Source organism: Shewanella sp. 125m-7 (genome assembly GCF_052977045.1).
This window is the reverse complement of the sequence record NZ_JBRILQ010000001.1, coordinates 101,449-117,487: the sequence shown is the minus strand read 5'-3', so window position 1 is coordinate 117,487 and position 16,039 is coordinate 101,449. Positions and strand designations below refer to the sequence as shown.

12 protein-coding genes and 6 tRNA genes are annotated in these 16,039 nt (G+C 43.1%); 8 read left to right on the top strand and 10 right to left on the bottom strand.

Annotation, left to right across the window (positions count from 1 at the left end; all coding sequences use genetic code 11):
- Positions 1-82: 82 nt before the first annotated feature.
- The 7 genes from ACVBIL_RS00555 to trmB form a co-directional block, all read right to left on the bottom strand.
- Positions 83-1,024 carry a LysR family transcriptional regulator gene (locus tag ACVBIL_RS00555; protein ID WP_447165044.1) on the bottom strand — a complete coding sequence of 314 codons (942 nt, stop codon included), beginning with the start codon at positions 1,022-1,024 and terminating at the stop codon, positions 83-85.
- A 366-nt stretch (positions 1,025-1,390) separates the two neighbouring features.
- Positions 1,391-2,206, bottom strand: coding sequence for a YggN family protein (locus ACVBIL_RS00550; RefSeq protein ID WP_447165043.1), 816 nt, complete (start codon positions 2,204-2,206; stop codon positions 1,391-1,393).
- A gap of 244 nt (positions 2,207-2,450) precedes the next feature.
- Entirely contained in the window at positions 2,451-2,546 is a 96-nt protein-coding gene (locus ACVBIL_RS00545; RefSeq protein ID WP_447165042.1) for a glutaminase, read from the bottom strand.
- Between the two features lie 190 nt (positions 2,547-2,736).
- Positions 2,737-4,476, bottom strand: a complete 1,740-nt coding sequence (locus ACVBIL_RS00540) for an arylsulfatase (RefSeq protein WP_447165041.1) — start codon at positions 4,474-4,476, stop codon at positions 2,737-2,739.
- Positions 4,477-5,561: 1,085 nt separating this feature from the next.
- Entirely contained in the window at positions 5,562-6,476 is a 915-nt protein-coding gene (gene glsB, locus ACVBIL_RS00535) for a glutaminase B (RefSeq protein WP_447165040.1), read from the bottom strand.
- The gene (locus ACVBIL_RS00530; protein WP_447165039.1) at positions 6,476-6,802 is read right to left on the bottom strand and encodes a YggL family protein; all 327 of its coding nucleotides are present in this window, start codon (positions 6,800-6,802) and stop codon (positions 6,476-6,478) included. Before ACVBIL_RS00530 ends, glsB begins: the two co-directional genes overlap by 1 nt.
- A gap of 50 nt (positions 6,803-6,852) precedes the next feature.
- Positions 6,853-7,566 (bottom strand): tRNA (guanosine(46)-N7)-methyltransferase TrmB, encoded by a 714-nt coding sequence (gene trmB, locus ACVBIL_RS00525; protein ID WP_447165038.1) that lies wholly within the window; start codon positions 7,564-7,566, stop codon positions 6,853-6,855.
- A gap of 232 nt (positions 7,567-7,798) precedes the next feature.
- Between trmB and mutY the strand changes: the two genes are divergently transcribed.
- The 8 genes from mutY to ACVBIL_RS00485 all read left to right on the top strand — a co-directional run bounded on the left by mutY (position 7,799) and on the right by ACVBIL_RS00485 (position 11,418).
- On the top strand, positions 7,799-8,863 hold the full coding sequence (gene mutY / locus ACVBIL_RS00520; protein ID WP_447165037.1) for an A/G-specific adenine glycosylase: 1,065 nt from the start codon (positions 7,799-7,801) through the stop codon (positions 8,861-8,863).
- 2 nt (positions 8,864-8,865) lie between these two features.
- A complete protein-coding gene (locus ACVBIL_RS00515) occupies positions 8,866-9,144 on the top strand; it encodes an oxidative damage protection protein (RefSeq protein ID WP_012276265.1) in 279 nt (92 codons plus the stop codon).
- Between the two features lie 337 nt (positions 9,145-9,481).
- Positions 9,482-9,557: transfer RNA gene (locus ACVBIL_RS00510), tRNA-Phe, on the top strand.
- Between the two features lie 53 nt (positions 9,558-9,610).
- Positions 9,611-9,686 (top strand) — tRNA-Thr (locus tag ACVBIL_RS00505).
- 531 nt (positions 9,687-10,217) lie between these two features.
- Positions 10,218-10,293 (top strand) — tRNA-Phe (locus ACVBIL_RS00500).
- A gap of 53 nt (positions 10,294-10,346) precedes the next feature.
- Positions 10,347-10,422 (top strand) — tRNA-Thr (locus ACVBIL_RS00495).
- Positions 10,423-11,213: 791 nt separating this feature from the next.
- Positions 11,214-11,289, top strand: a tRNA-Phe gene (locus ACVBIL_RS00490).
- A gap of 53 nt (positions 11,290-11,342) precedes the next feature.
- Positions 11,343-11,418: transfer RNA gene (locus tag ACVBIL_RS00485), tRNA-Thr, on the top strand.
- Between the two features lie 376 nt (positions 11,419-11,794).
- Here the strand turns inward: ACVBIL_RS00485 and ACVBIL_RS00480 are convergent.
- The 3 genes from ACVBIL_RS00480 to nagA all read right to left on the bottom strand — a co-directional run bounded on the left by ACVBIL_RS00480 (position 11,795) and on the right by nagA (position 15,996).
- Positions 11,795-13,108 (bottom strand): sugar MFS transporter, encoded by a 1,314-nt coding sequence (locus tag ACVBIL_RS00480; RefSeq protein WP_447165036.1) that lies wholly within the window; start codon positions 13,106-13,108, stop codon positions 11,795-11,797.
- Positions 13,109-13,427: 319 nt separating this feature from the next.
- A complete protein-coding gene (gene nagX, locus ACVBIL_RS00475; RefSeq protein WP_447165035.1) occupies positions 13,428-14,585 on the bottom strand; it encodes a transmembrane glucosamine N-acetyltransferase NagX in 1,158 nt (385 codons plus the stop codon).
- Between the two features lie 277 nt (positions 14,586-14,862).
- Complete coding sequence (gene nagA / locus ACVBIL_RS00470) at positions 14,863-15,996, bottom strand: N-acetylglucosamine-6-phosphate deacetylase (RefSeq protein WP_447165034.1); 1,134 nt, start codon at positions 15,994-15,996, stop codon at positions 14,863-14,865.
- Between the last annotated feature and the right edge of the window lie 43 nt (positions 15,997-16,039).

Genomic DNA, 16,039 nt, shown 5'->3' with positions numbered 1-16,039 from the left:
AACTGAATAGAATACACATAAGCACTTACTACATTAGCAATATGCATTCACCGTTCAACATATAGAACAATGTTTCCCTATTTTACTTACGTTTTGCATACAATTCTTTTAAAGGAGTGTCCCAATACGGCGGCGTACCGATATGATCTTTTATAAAATCAATAAAGGCGCTCACCTTAGGAGCCAAGTGTTTACGTCTTGGGTAAACAGCCTGTAATGGCAAATGATGAGTTAATTGCCAATCTTCAAGAATTGGAACTAGCGTTCCCTTTTCAAGCTCATCTTCAAGTAGGTAACTTGCTAGATAAACCACACCTAGCCCGCTCACTGCCGCGGATTTAAGCGCTGGGGCATTGTCGACTCTGAAATTACCCGTTACGCCAATTTCACAGTAATCATCGCCTTGCTTAAACTGCCAGACGCTGTGTTCATGCCACTCGCCTTGATATACTAAGCAATTATGATCCACTAACTGCTCAGGGCGACTTGGCACACCATGCTTTTCAACATAAGACGGTGATGCCGCTAACAAAAATTGGCACTTCATTAGTGGTCTTGCAACCATACCTAACGGTAATTGCTCTGACATGGTAAGTAGTAAGTCCAGACCTTCACTAACCACATCAACCTTGTGGTCAAGTAAGCTTACTTGCAGTTCTAATTCTGGGTGCCTTGCCATAAATTCAGGCAGAGCAGGAATGATATGCATGGTACCGAAAGACTGAGAAATGCCTACCTTCAATACACCTCGAGTAGCGTCGTTAAGGTTATGCACGCTAGCAACCGCTTGATCTGCATCCCTTAGTAGCGCTTCACCTTGGGTATATAGCAGCTGACCTGCTTCCGTTAAACTCAAACTTCTGGTGGTGCGCTGTATTAACTGAACACCCAGTTTATGTTCCAGATCGGCAACTTGGGTACTAACTTTAGACTTTGATATGCCTAACTTTCTCGCCGCAGAGCTAAAACTGCCCGCTCGAGCCACATGGGTGAAAATTGCGATTGGTTCTAAAAGTTCTAACATGTAAATCGCCTTAAGGTGTTTACGACAGTAATAGTACTTCCATCGCTAAGACATGCTGTTTTAATTTAAAAACAATATCTTAAGTGAATATATGTACGCTAGAGTAGAGTTTTATTATTTAACCAATTATTGGTTTTTATTTTTATTTTTAGAAGTATACCAAAAAATCCCCATAACTCATCAAATATGTAGTTTTGGCTATATACAAAAGGGAAAGCTAATACGAAAGTCTATTAAGGCATTAGAACGGAAAAGCCCCTGCACAAAGGTGGGATGCAGGGGGCGTTGCAAATAGTCAAAGGCAACAGGTTTACTTCATTGTTTTACCAAGCGTATGACTTAGTAATGAGTCCAGTGAAGTAATGTTTACTCGAGCAAAGTGGTATTTGCTGATTCAACTAACGGATAATTAGCAAGTTGAGGAATTTCATTGCGTAATTGCTTTTCAAGTACCACTAAAGACTTGAAATTTTCACATAACTTTTCGCCACGCGCTTCAATGTCATCGGCTTGCTGCTCCATTTGCAGCTCAATCTCTTCACCAATTGAATCCATTTTTACCGAGAACGACTCCATCTTTTGCTCAAATGAATCACCATCACCCGACATCATCTGCGCCCCTAAACTCATCATCATGCTACCTAGTGAATTTTGAACCAGCTCTTCCATCTCCTGTTCAAACTCTTCACCAAACGCATCTTCTAGAGATGACTCTGTCGCACCAAGGTAAAACTTATCTCCATGCTGATACGCTACACTTTCGATGCGCTCTTCAAGCCCTGCCATCATCTCGTCAATCTTAGCCCCTGCGCTGTCACCTAAAAGTGGGGTTAACGCTAAACTTACTGCGCTAGACGCCATTGAAACGGCATCATTTACTAATGCAATAACTTCAGGAACCTGTGAAGACACCTCTGCAGAGTATTGACTAACAAGCGCTTTTTGTTTGTTGTTAAGTGAAACCTGCTTGCCATTAACAAACAGTTTATCCATTTCAATACGATACTTTTCTTCACCGACTTCACTGATAATCAGTTTCTTCGGCTCCACTGTAACGTCGTAGTTAAGAGAAACCTCGCACTCATTAGCCATATCATGGTCACTATGAGCGGCAACGGTTTGTAGGCTAGTTGCCGATAACAATACGGCTGAGATCCCAACAGAAGTAAGTAGTTTTTTCATCGCATCAATCCTTTATCGCTATTGTCTGTATGATTTTATTTTTCAATCTTGACAGAGATAAAGCACAGACCGTGCCAAACAACCTAAAGCTATGTTTTTAAAGGTTATCACTTAAATTTAATAGAGATGACACACGCTGTGAAATAATATATTTGGCCAATTAAACTAACAATTGGCCAAATATTACAAACAGCTGATATTGATACTGATGTCGATATTGATATGGATCATAATGCGAGGGAAATTAAAAAATCGAACGGCCTAAAGTCTGACTCAAGGCTTCTAACGCGGCAGTACCAGTGAATGAATTACCGTTAACATCGAGTTCAGGCGACCACACACGGACAGCTTAGCCACCCTTTGTAACTCCTTAGTGTCAAAGTCCCTTATTCAAATTATTGAGCATTACACATCACCAGACCCACCCCGCAATCACTCTTCAAATCACTCAGTTCATAACTAGATTCTCAAGTTAAATTGTAGATCAATCTTAGTCAAACCTAGTTAACATTGAATCAACTTGAGCGCCCCTAATTTAGGTCGATATCTATCATGATTTCAACGACACCGTTCTGCTCCTGATACTCATCATAGGCCTTGATCATCTCCTTGAGTTTTACCGGATACTTGGAAGCAATATCCACGGCTTCACCGGGATCATCCTTCATGTTGAACAACTGCCAATTGCTTTCCCCGAAAGGAGGAGCAAGTCTTGTCGCTTTCCAATTACCGCTACGTATAGCTCTCAGCCCAATCAGCTCCCAACCTAAAGTATCCAGCTCAGAGCGCACGCTTTGGCTTTCGCCCTTCAAGATAGTGAGCATAGACTTACCCTGGATAGGCAAGGCATCTTTTCCGTTGTATTGTTTGGGGTGGCTAGTACCAGCGATCTTTAAGAAAGTAGGAGCCATATCCTTGACATGTAACAAGGCATCGGAACGCTTGCCTTTGGCTATGTCAGGTCCTGTTACTATGAGTGGTGACCTCGTGCCCCCGTCAGCGATAGTCCCTTTTATAAGACGTAAAGGTGTATTGGCTGTCACAGCCCATTCGAAGCCGATAGCATTACGTGACCCTTTGCGACCGATATTTTCATAACGGTTATCCGAATTCCGGGCTACCCATTCCTCACCGGTATCTGGATAGCTGCCCATACCGGCTCCATTGGCCCCGTTATCCGAAAAGAACAATATATAGGTGTTGTCGTACTGTCCCGTCTTTTTCAGGTATTCGATGAGATGGCCAATCTCCTGGTCCATAAGTTCGACCATTGAGGCATAAACCTCCATCCCTCGGACGGAGTAGGCACGCACTTCCTTCGGTCTCTCCAGCCATGTCGGCACGTGCTGGGGATGCCCTTTAGGTGGGTTGGGGATCTCCCATAGCTTGGTATTCTCCTGAAAAAGCCCCATCTTTGTCTGCCTAGCTAAACGTTGTTTACGGACAGCATCCGGACCCGCATCGTATTTGCCTTTATACTTGTCATTCCATTTGTCAGGTACATGCAAAGGGTCGTGGGGAGCGGTGAATGAAACGTACCCGAAAAAAGGTTTGTTTTTGTCCCTTGTACTGAGGTAATCAATCATTTTATTTACATAGAAGGTTGACGAATAAAAATCATCAGGCGTGTGTGTACGTACACCATCTTCAGCATATACGGGATAATAATTGTTGGACATCCAGGCCTCATCTCCAAAATGGCTGGCACCGCCCTGCATCAGCGCAAATGAGCGCTGAAAACCTCTCTTGTCTGGCCAATGCTCTTCTTCTTCACCAAGGTGCCACTTACCGGCCATAAAGGTTTGGTAACCGGAATCCTTCAGCGTATCAGCCACCGACACGACTCTGTCATTAAGATAGCCTTCATAGCCCGGTTCAGGGTTTTTCCTCTGCTCTTCTGAAAGAAGCTCTGCATTCGTTCCCATACCAGTAAGGTGATGATCTGTCCCTGACATCAGTGATGAACGTGTTGGAGAGCAAGCAGGATTAACGTAGAACTGTGTGAACTGGAGACCACTCTCAGCCATTTTGTCCAACGAGGGCGTAAGGATCTCGGAGCCAAAAGGCCCAATGTCCGACCACCCCATATCATCGGCAACAATAATTAAAATATTCGGCCTTTTATCGACGGAGTCTTTACCTTGCTGACTGTTAAGCTGAATGGAAGACAGAGTGCCATGAGCTGAAGGAGAATTTGTATATAGAGTTGTGAGTAACAATGCACACAAGGTAAAGACTGCTTTTGACAATGTTTGACATCTATTATACATATGGCCTCCTTTTTCAGATATTCATAGTTGAGTATAGGAAGAATAAAGCCCTTTACCCAAAAAGGGGAAATTTGAAAATGAACTGAGCTCAGGGTTATAGGCGTTTAGCAGCCTCATTTTGAGACGACCTCAAGCCCCCCAAGACTGACTCCACTGAGGTACAGGTCAATTATACCAATCAGTATAAGAAGTTGATCTACTCAGAGCGTTTTTTGGCAACTAATTCAAGGCGAATAACTGAAAGAATGGTTGTTCCCTTGCGAAGTTGTTCAACGCAGAAGTAGGCAGGCAAAAACGCTCCAGAATGGCGAGTTTTAGCGGCTCTGATACTGTATTAACGAGCTTAAACGTAGAATAACTATGCTCTTCACTCGCTACCTTGTCTCAGTGCCGCTAAACTCTCGCTGAGCGACCAAATCTTTATACTGATTGGTATTACAACCTTCATCAGCTCAATTATGCTTTAAGTTTCTTGTCAAAACGATGGTTGTCAGACACTTCAAGTTCCAGGGCATGTGAGTTCAGTCGTGACACTGAATTGCTAGAAATGAAGTATTGGTAATGAGCAAGTTAAATGCAGTGAATACTTAAAATTACGTCAAGGAAATTCGCCGGATAATCGACAGTTCTGTCGCTAGAGGACTCGTATATAGAGCATCTACCGCTACTGAATCATTATACATAGACGAGACCACGATGGAGAAAGACGCAACTTACCCGTTCATAGCTAAGAGGTAATGAGTGAAAAGAATCTGTTACACCCTCAAAAAATTAAATAATACCAATTGCATTAAGTATTTGTTCATTCAGTGGGAATCGCTCAAGCATTCCACTTCTGCTTTGCATCGACTCACAAGGGAATAACCATTCTGTCGTCCATGCACCTTGAATTGAAAAGCTTGAGCGCTTCTGAATTGATTAAATATCTAATGCAATTGATATAATAGAAGTGATATCTTTAATTCAGATGAGAATATATTTAGCCAATTAAACTAACAATTGGCCAAATATCGAAAACTGCTGATGCTGATAGTGATGTAGGAACTAATGGTAGGAACTGACTGTAGGCAATAGACTGAGTAAAACTAAAAAATCGAACGGCCTAAAGTCTGACTCAAGGCTTCTAACGCGGCAGTACCTGTGAGTGAATTACCGTTAGCATCGAGTTCTGGAGACCAAACGCAAACAGACATATCCCCAGGGATAACCGCAATAATGCCGCCGCCTACGCCACTTTTACCCGGCATTCCCACCCGATAAGCAAATTCACCTGCGCCATCATACAAGCCTGATGTGGCTAACAACGCATTGAGCTGCCTGTTTTGTACAGGACTAATAACCTGTTTACCTGCAAGGCTTTTACCTGAGTTTGCCAAATAGAACATGGCTCGAGATAAGTCTGCGCAACTCATACGCAGTGAGCAGTAGTGAAAATAGCTATGTAGCACAGTATCGACGTCGTTATTGAAGTTACCGAATGATTTCATCAGGTAAGCTATCGCGGCGTTTCTCGCACTGTGTTGATATTCAGATGCGGCAACCACTTTGTCGTAACCGAGTCGATGGTTTTCACTTAAACCACGAACAATCTCAAGCATACGGTGTTTAGGTGCACCTAGACGACTCTGCAAAAGATCGGCAATAACCAGCGCACCTGCATTGATAAATGGATTTCGCGGTAAGCCTTTTTCCAACTCGACTTGCACTAAAGAATTAAAAGAGTGACCCGAGGGTTCCTTACCCACCCGCGACCAAATTTCATCTTCTTCATATAGCATGAGCGCTAAGGTCAGACTAAAGACCTTAGAAATACTCTGAATTGAAAAGGGCTCGAGATAATCTCCAGCCCCTATAGTGACACCATCAGAGGTGGTCACGGCAATACCTAGCTTATTAGCATCGACTTGGGCAAGTGCTGGAATATAATCAGCAACTTTGCCCTGTCCTAGAAGAGGCCGTACTTTTTCGATGACCTCTTCAAGTAATGCCAATTCAGGCATTAACCCCACCAGATATCGAAAAGCTCACCAATTTCGAGATCTGATACAGGTTGAGCATCAAAGAACGCTTTAACAGCAGCTCTGTTTTCTTCGGTACATTTGCCAATATCTTGAGTGGCAATAATACCTTCCCACTCACGGTGTCCGCCACCATGATAACCAAGACCTGCTGGTTCAATCACTTGATCGATAAACTGATCAACGATTGCATCAATTTGCTCTTCAGTTACTGACTCATTAAAAGTCCAGTTAACGTCAAATCCAAACTCTTGGAACTCATCTACGCGTAATTTCTTACGTAAGCGACGACTACGATTTGCTGCCATGGTTGTTCTCCTAGATAGCTTATTTACAGTATATAAATTCGATTTAGCGCTTAAACGCGCTCAAACATAAGATCCCAAACACCATGACCTAAACGGTGGCCACGCGCTTCGAACTTAGTCAATGGACGATGATCTGGACGTTCAATAACGTCACCTGTTGCAGATTGGTTTTTATAACCAGGTGCAGCTGTCATCACTTCTAACATGTGTTCGCTGTAGTTTTCCCAATCTGTTGCCAGATGGAATACACCGCCAACCTTAAGTTTCTTGCGGATCAATTCAGCAAATGGCGCTTGAACGATGCGGCGCTTATGGTGACGAGTTTTATGCCAAGGATCTGGGAAGAATAATTGCACACAAGCCAGACTGCCTTCAGCAATGCTATTTTCAAGCACTTCAATCGCATCATGGTGATAAACACGTAGGTTAGTCACGCCCGCTTCGGCAGCTTCTGCCAAACATGCGCCAACACCAGGTTTATGCACTTCTATACCAATAAAGTTTAGCTCTGGAGATGCTTTAGCCATTGCAACTAATGACGCACCCATACCAAAACCAATTTCTAAAACGGTATCAGCTTCGCGGCCAAAGACTTCAACTAAGTCGATTGCCTCAGGAGTATAATCCAGACCAATTTTTGGCCATTGCTGCTCCATTGCTTGAGCTTGGCCCTTCGTTAAGCGGCCCTCTCTCAATACAAAGCTTCTCACTTTGCGAAGGTATTTACCTTCTTCATTGAATTCAGCGGTTGTTACGTCGCTCATTTTCGCCCTCGCTTAAGACAGCATAATTTAAAAAAGAAAGGCATTATCCAAAGTTAAACCTTCAGTGCAAGCCTTATTATGGCGAAATTATACCAATAATCTCAGTTTGTGCGAGCAGTGCCTTTGCTTTACCGCTAAATAAGCCATCTTTTGCTTACCACTCCAGCCACTTTGCCATAAAAAGCCCAGCGCTTTGCTTGTTTAAACCCTAGGCTGAAGTTACACTGCGCCGATGAAAACTACTGCGCTTTTTTCAACAAGAATTATCGAATGGTACGACAATTTTGGTCGTAAACAACTTCCCTGGCAACTTAATAAAACCCCATATAAAGTATGGGTTTCAGAGATCATGCTACAGCAGACCCAAGTTGCTACGGTTATCCCTTATTTCGAAAAGTTTATTGCACGATTTGCTGATATCGATAGCTTAGCCAGTGCCGAGCAGGACGAAGTGTTACATCATTGGACTGGACTGGGTTATTACGCTCGCGCACGAAACCTACATAAAGCCGCGCAGATTATGCAATCAGATTTTAACGGCGAGTTCCCAACCGACTTTGATGATGTATTGGCATTGCCTGGTATTGGCCGCTCAACAGCCGGCGCCGTGCTCTCGCTATCTTTAGGGCTTAACTTTGCAATTCTCGACGGTAACGTAAAGCGTGTTTTAGCGCGCCATGGTGCAATCGAAGGCTGGCCGGGTAAGAAACCTGTCGAGCAACAGCTTTGGCTATTAACCGAAACGTTAACTCCAGCTAAAAATATTCAAAAGTATAATCAGGCTATGATGGATATTGGGGCAACTGTATGCACGCGTTCAAAGCCTAACTGTGCCCAATGCCCTGTAGCGATAGACTGTAAGGCCCAGTTAAGTGGCCGTCAGACTGAGTATCCAGGCAAAAAACCAAAGAAAATTACCCCAGAAAAATCAGCCTGGCTATTGGTTATAGAAGATAAGCATAGTGTGCATCTTGAAAAACGACCTTCTGCTGGCATTTGGGGCGGACTTTGGTGCTTTCCTCAGTTTAATGATCGAGCCGAACTCGATACTTATATTAAGGACAAGCAACTCAAGGTTAGCTCGCAGCAGGATTTAGTCGGTTTTAGACACACTTTTAGCCACTTTCATCTCGACATCCAACCGGTGTTAGTACGTGTAAGTGGCATTAGCGATAACCAGATCATGGAACAAGCCTCCACTGTCTGGTATAACTTAACTCATCCACCTAAAGTTGGTTTAGCCGCTGCAACCGAGCGAATTTTGGCCGATTTAGGTTCTGTATTAATTAAGGAGTAATCATGGCTCGCACAGTAAACTGCGTGTACTTAAACAAAGAAGCAGAAGGCCTAGGTTTTCAGCTTTACCCTGGTGACTTGGGCAAGCGTATTTTCGACAATGTCAGTAAAGAAGCTTGGGCACTTTGGCAGTCAAAGCAAACCATGCTTATCAACGAAAAGAAACTCAACATGATGAATGTTGATGACCGCAAGTTCTTAGAGGAGCAGATGGTAAACTTTTTGTTTGAAGGTAAAGACGTTGAAATTGAAGGCTACGTACCGCAAAAAGACGACGAGTAACACTCCAAGTTTTTAAAAAAGTCCAAAGAGGCGTTGCTTAAGCATAATTTAAGCGACGCCTTTTTATTTGCTGTTCCTCTAGCAGCAATCAACACCTATTGGTCACGATGTTATAGGCTGTTACAGGTTGGATTGAGCAATTTTATTACCATCGATGCCACAATGATTGTTCTCATTTTCAAATTTGCACACAAACTAGCCGAACAGTCCGCTCAATTAAAAAAGCACTTGCAGGAATTTTTTCACCGCTATAAGATACGCGCACTCCAAACGAGACCGCCTTTAAAAGCTCCGTTTGAAGTAGCAAATCTAACGCATACTTTGGTAGCGATTAGTTGCCCGAATAGCTCAGTCGGTAGAGCAGAGGATTGAAAATCCTCGTGTCCCTGGTTCGATTCCGGGTTCGGGCACCAACATTTTGTAATGAGTTACTTAACGAGAGTTAATTAACTGGTTAGACAAATAAGCCGGCATAGCTCAGTTGGTAGAGCAACTGACTTGTAATCAGTAGGTCCCGAGTTCGACTCTTGGTGCCGGCACCATAAAAACAAAAAAGCCACTCCTTTGAGTGGCTTTTTTGCATCTGTAATTCTTTCAGCCTAATAACATGTACGTAAACAACGTCATTCTTTAGCCTGTGTTTATTAATCTGTAGCTATTCATATGCCCAGAACAGTCCCCCCCGTTAGAAAAACACCATTCTTGATCGAGTGGGCCTTGGGTCATAGTCATAGTCATAGTCATAGTCATTAGCATCTGCAAAATACTTCTCCCATGAGGAAACCCTTCCTTACCTTCGTCAAGCGTCATATATATGGTTTGGTTTAAATATATTTCGATAATTAATTCAGTTGCCCTCGCCCTTTCAATTGACGTTTTTGCTGCAAGAAAATACAACCAATACTAAAAATAAAGATTAACGCCCTCTTACGTCTATTTGTTGCGCAGTCGCACCGAAAAGCACTTGCGTCATCTAAAACATCGCTATACTATACGCGCACTCCAAACGACACAGGCTTTAAAGCCCAAGTTTGAAGTAGCAAATCTAACGCATACTTTAGTAGCGATTAGTTGCCCGAATAGCTCAGTCGGTAGAGCAGAGGATTGAAAATCCTCGTGTCCCTGGTTCGATTCCGGGTTCGGGCACCAACATTTTGTAATGAGTTACTTAACGAGAGTTAATTAACTGGTTAGACAAATAAGCCGGCATAGCTCAGTTGGTAGAGCAACTGACTTGTAATCAGTAGGTCCCGAGTTCGACTCTTGGTGCCGGCACCATAAAAACAAAAAAGCCACTCCTTCGAGTGGCTTTTTTGTATCTCCTGATCACCCCCACCCCCTCTCTAATAACAATTCGCATTTTCAAAGCATACACTTTCAAGTAGAACCAGCTTATTGTTATACCGGCCAATATAAGAAAGGCAGCAACTCAGAGTGCTTTGGGGCCCGCGAGTTCAAAGTCGATGAATAACAGAGTACTGGTGTGCTTTGTGAAGCCATTAACGCATAAATTGAACGTCCAAAAATTCATACAAATAAGTTATAGCGCATCAGATTCACTGTTAACGCACTTAAACGTAAAAAAGCGATATTCTGCACGCATGCGAGCGACATGATCTTGCATCTTGCTGACATACATAAGGCGTCCCTACACTGCCCCATTGAACTATGGGAAATATCTTTAGAGCTAATGGATGTTTAACACATAGATCTTATAAGATATTTCATAAAGCATAGAGCTCAGATGTTGCGAATGTCACTTATCCAGCAAAATATGGATATAGGGGATAGAGTAACGCAGGAGCAGTTACCGAAGTGCGATTAATAACTCTTACACTGAACCGCTAGGATCCCGCAGAGCGATAACACCTTTACACTATGGTATCGGTATTTTTTTAACCAAACAAAAAAGATAAACAAGGATTTAGGTTACTAATAAGCCACTCAACAAAAAAAGCACTTGCACCCTGTAAAACATCGCTATATTATACGCGCACTCCAAACGACACAGGCTTTAAAGCCCAAGTTTGAAGTAGCAAATCTAACGCCTACTTTAGTAGCGATTAGTTGCCCGAATAGCTCAGTCGGTAGAGCAGAGGATTGAAAATCCTCGTGTCCCTGGTTCGATTCCGGGTTCGGGCACCAACATTTTGTAATGAGTTACTTAACGAGAGTTAATTAACTGGTTAGACAAATAAGCCGGCATAGCTCAGTTGGTAGAGCAACTGACTTGTAATCAGTAGGTCCCGAGTTCGACTCTTGGTGCCGGCACCATAAAAACAAAAAAGCCACTCAATAGAGTGGCTTTTTTGTATCTGTAATTTACTCGTACCTAGTCTCTTTTTTATAAGCCAATGACGGCATAAATGCCGACCTACAGACCTCTTATCTTTTCGCCTGTTCTCTTTCAGCTTTTCCGGCTTCTATCTGGCACTCACTCGCTATTTACAGACCTTTAACGCTAAACGCTTCCTTAGGCTTGTATCCTGCTACTCTCTTGTGCTTACCGGCTCTTACCGCCTTAGCTTACTTGCATTTAACAGAGCCTTATCGTTCCTTGATGTGCCTAACCAAAATGGTACAAAAACAAAAAAGGAGCCCTTGGGCTCCTTAATGACTGTCCCTAACTCAAGGAACCGATATCACGGATTTACCAGCTGCGCATCTTATGGCCTTTTAAGGCGTAGAATAAGATAAACAAATAACACGGTAAACCGACCCAATAAGCAACCTGAATATTGTCAGTAAAGTATGCGACCTTACCGAATATCAAAGGTAAGATTGCACCACCAGAGATCCCCATAATCAATAACGCAGAACCTTGAGCGGTAAACTTACCTAAGCCTTCTAATGCCAACGGCCAAATTGATGGCCACACAAGTGCATGAGCTAGACCCATCAGTGCGACAAATGTCACCGTATCAGGGATCACTGGAATACCACTCCAGCCCCAGAGAACATCGGCAATCATTGTACTTTCACGCGAAGCTAACGCCGCACCAATAATACATGCTATTCCCGCTAAAGCTGAACCTAGCAGCGCCTTTTCTTGGCTAATATATTTAGGAATACAAGTTACGCCAATAATGTAACCAAACACCATAAACACCATGGTGTAAGATGTCAGAGATGCGAAGTTATTTACCCCTAAACTCTCACCATATAAACCAATGGTGTCACCAGCAATAACCTCTACACCAACATAGGCAAATAGAGCAACGGCACCTAATACCACTTGTGGAAAATGCGTAATACTACCTTTGTCTTGATGATCCTCTGCTGCTTCAAACTCAAGTTCTGGAAGCGATGAGAACTTAACTAAGCCAATTAAGAAAGTCAGTGCCACTGCCATATAGATGTATGGCATGACCAGTCTTGAAGATAACTCATTGATCTGCGCTAAACGGTCTGCCTCACTCAATGCAGCTAAATGATCAGCGGTGAAGTTTTCAAAACCTGATAATACCAATGCAGTAAATAAAATAGGTACGATTACACCAGCACCTTTGTTAATCAAGCCCATGATACTAATGCGCATTGCGGCACTTTCTTTAGGGCCAATATGCACAACATAAGGGTTAGATGCGGTCTGCAAAATGGTCAATCCCGTACCTAATACAAACAAGGCACCAAGGAATAAGATAAAGTTTGCACTCTGAGCCGCCGGAATAAACAGCAAGGAGCCAATAACCATAATAGCTAGGCCGATTGCCATACCATTTTTATAGCCCGTTTTCTTAAGTATCGATGACATTGGCAGCGCCATCACGGTATAAGCAATATAGAAGGCAAACGTAACAAATAACGCTTGGAATTCATTAAGCTCACAAATGATTTTAAGGAAAGGGATCAGTGAGCCATTAAGCCAAGTCACGAATCCGAAGATGAAAAAGAGCACACCTATAATGGTCATAGGCAGTAAGCTGCTCTTATGGCCCGCTTGAGCCTGAGTCGTTGCTGTCATGTATTAAACCTGCTTCTTATAGTAATTGATTTTATGATACCAGATTAAACTGCTACCCCATCCTTCATTGACCTTGCTTAGCTTATACAAGCTGTCACCTGCTTATATTTCCTACTGTCACTTTCCACTTTAGGCTGCTTTCAAACCTAATGTTTCATCGATGTTAAAGCATTATTACAAAAAAGACAACGCTGTCATTTTTACTTAAAAAACCTATTTAACTTAGTTAAACTTGCCTCGCTTACTCACTGGCAGTATAAAACCCAAGTTTAAGATTTAGCTTTAGAGTTAGATTTAACTTAAGTTTAAGGCTAACAACTTAAACCTTGATGAAAATCTCGCGCTTATACATCCAGTACAGTACTAACCACTGCACCAGTAATAAGCCAATGACGCTTGCAAGTGTCTGCGCATTATCTGGCAGACTTGAGATCACCCCACCAAATAGGCTGTTTGCGGTGTATTGCCAATTGACGATACTGGACGCAATATAAATCACGATGGAGTTGCAGCCGATAACCGTAAAGAAAAAGGCCCACTTCTGCACTTTAATGACATCGATGATGGCATAAAATAGTGCTAATAATAGTATGCTCCAACCAGATGTGACTAAGGTAAAGCTACTGGTCCATAGTGTTTTATTCACTGGGATAAAAGGAGACAAAATCCAGCCTAGTGTAACTAAAGCTACACCTGACACTGTTAATACTATCACCTTAAACCATTCACCTTTAGCATGTGGTTTAACGATAAAGTGCCCCACAAATACGCCCATCAAACCATTAACCACTGCAGGAATAGTCGAAAGGATCCCCTCAGGGTCGACCGCAGCATGTTGATATATAACACCAGGCAATAGCAGGCTATCAACGGCTGCATTAATTGATCCTGTCATGCTAAAAGCACCGCTGTTATCAAGGGTTATAACAGGAAACGCTTGTAGTAAAGCGTAAACAACTAGCACCGTAATGGCGGTAATAACTTGGGTCCGCAGGCTAGTATGCCAAACCAGAAAAGCACAAAAAAACCACGCAAAAGCGATTCTACCTAACACACTGGCATAGCGAACATCAGCGGGGACAAATGGTGCCCCAGTCCCCCAACCATGGTTATAAATTACGCCAAAAAGTAGCAACAGCAAGAGTCGCTTTATCGCATGTTTATATAAAGGTAAGCGCTGGGGTATGGGTAACTTATCAAGGCGTTTAGGCGATAAGCCTAGCGCGACGCCAGATAGGAAGATAAATAGAGGGAAAATCAAATCATAAAAAGTAAAGCCATTCCAAGCACTGTGATGCATCTGTGCATCAAACCACTTAAAACCAGCCCAGCCCGTTAGCACCAGCAGAGCTGCAAATATCGCCTCACCGCCTAAGATCCAGAACATATCAAAGCCACGCAGAGCATCTAAAGACTTGAGTCTAAGCTTTACTCGGGGCTTTTCATTCGATTGGGGGTTATTTGTTATTATTGTCATTTTAACGACCCTTTCTATGACTTTTTGTAATGGGTAAAAATAAAGCCTTCATTTTATCAAGTCAGTATTCGCTACCGAGATTTTGATTGATAGCGATGACTTAGATGAGGGCTTCTTAACGACTTAACCAGAAAGTTATTAGTAAAGACTTCTTAATAAAAGGTTATCAATGAAGACATCCTTAATAAAGTGGCTCTCAACACAGCGTTACCCAAGCACAAAGTCACTAATATGGCGGCTCCCAACATAAGCTCATGAGCAAACTTAACTAGACAAGTTAACGCTTAAAAACGACCTCTCCAGCAATAAAGGTCTGCTCAATACCATAGTTATTATCCACCAGCACCATATCAGCCTGCCCGCCAAGCTTGAGCGTTCCCATCTTATTACTTACCCCTAGAAACTCAGCAGGATATAACGATGCCATTCGCAGAGCTTCGGCAGGTTCAATGCCTAACATATTGATGGTATTAGCCACGGCGCCAGCCATATCAAGCACACAGCCAGCAAGCTCGCCCGTTATAGCATTAAGCCTATCGCCTACACGCAACACCTGAGTACCAAACAGCTCAAAACTGACCTCTTCCTCCAGCCCAACTGGCGGCATAGCATCAGTAACCAACATCACCTTACCTTTAGGCTTAGCATTGATTGCCACTCTTGCCGAAGCAGGATGTACATGGTGGCCATCAACAATTAAACCACACCAAGCATCTTGACTCTCCAGCGCAGCACCGACCATACCCGGGTTTCTTGAATCTAATGCAGACATAGCATTAAACAGGTGAGTAAAACCTGAAGCGCCAGCTTTGAGTGCTCTTTTCACCGTCTCGTAATCTGCATTAGAGTGGCCTAGACACACTCTTACATCAGCCTTAACTAAAGCCTCTATGACGTCAGGGCTCACATTTTCAGGTGCGAGGGTGACCACTTTTATGCCCAAATCTTGACGACTAAAGACTTCAAGCTCTGCATCAGAAATACGCCTGATATGTGGCTGCGGGTGCACACCTTTTTTAGGCACACTTAAGTGCGGCCCTTCAAAATGCACACCAATAACCCCAGCACTATTTAACTTTACCGCCTCGGCAACCGCATCAGCGGCCTGACGCATAACACTGACATCATCGGTAATGAGTGTCGGTAGATAAGCCGTAGTACCAAATTTTGCATGAGCCTGGCCAATGGCTTCAATGCCTCTTAAATTCGGAGAGGCATTAAATAATACGCCGCCACCACCATTCACTTGTACATCAATAAAGCCTGGGGCAATAAAGCCGCTTACGCGTGACTCGCTAGCCCCCTGTACCGTATCAAACGCCAATATATGGCCGTCTTCAAACGTGATAGGCAAGTCAGTATGGAACCGGGTTCCATCAAACACGCGATCTGCAATTATCGTCTGTTTCATTTTATTCTCACTTACTCAAGTATGGCGGTATTTGTTCTACATC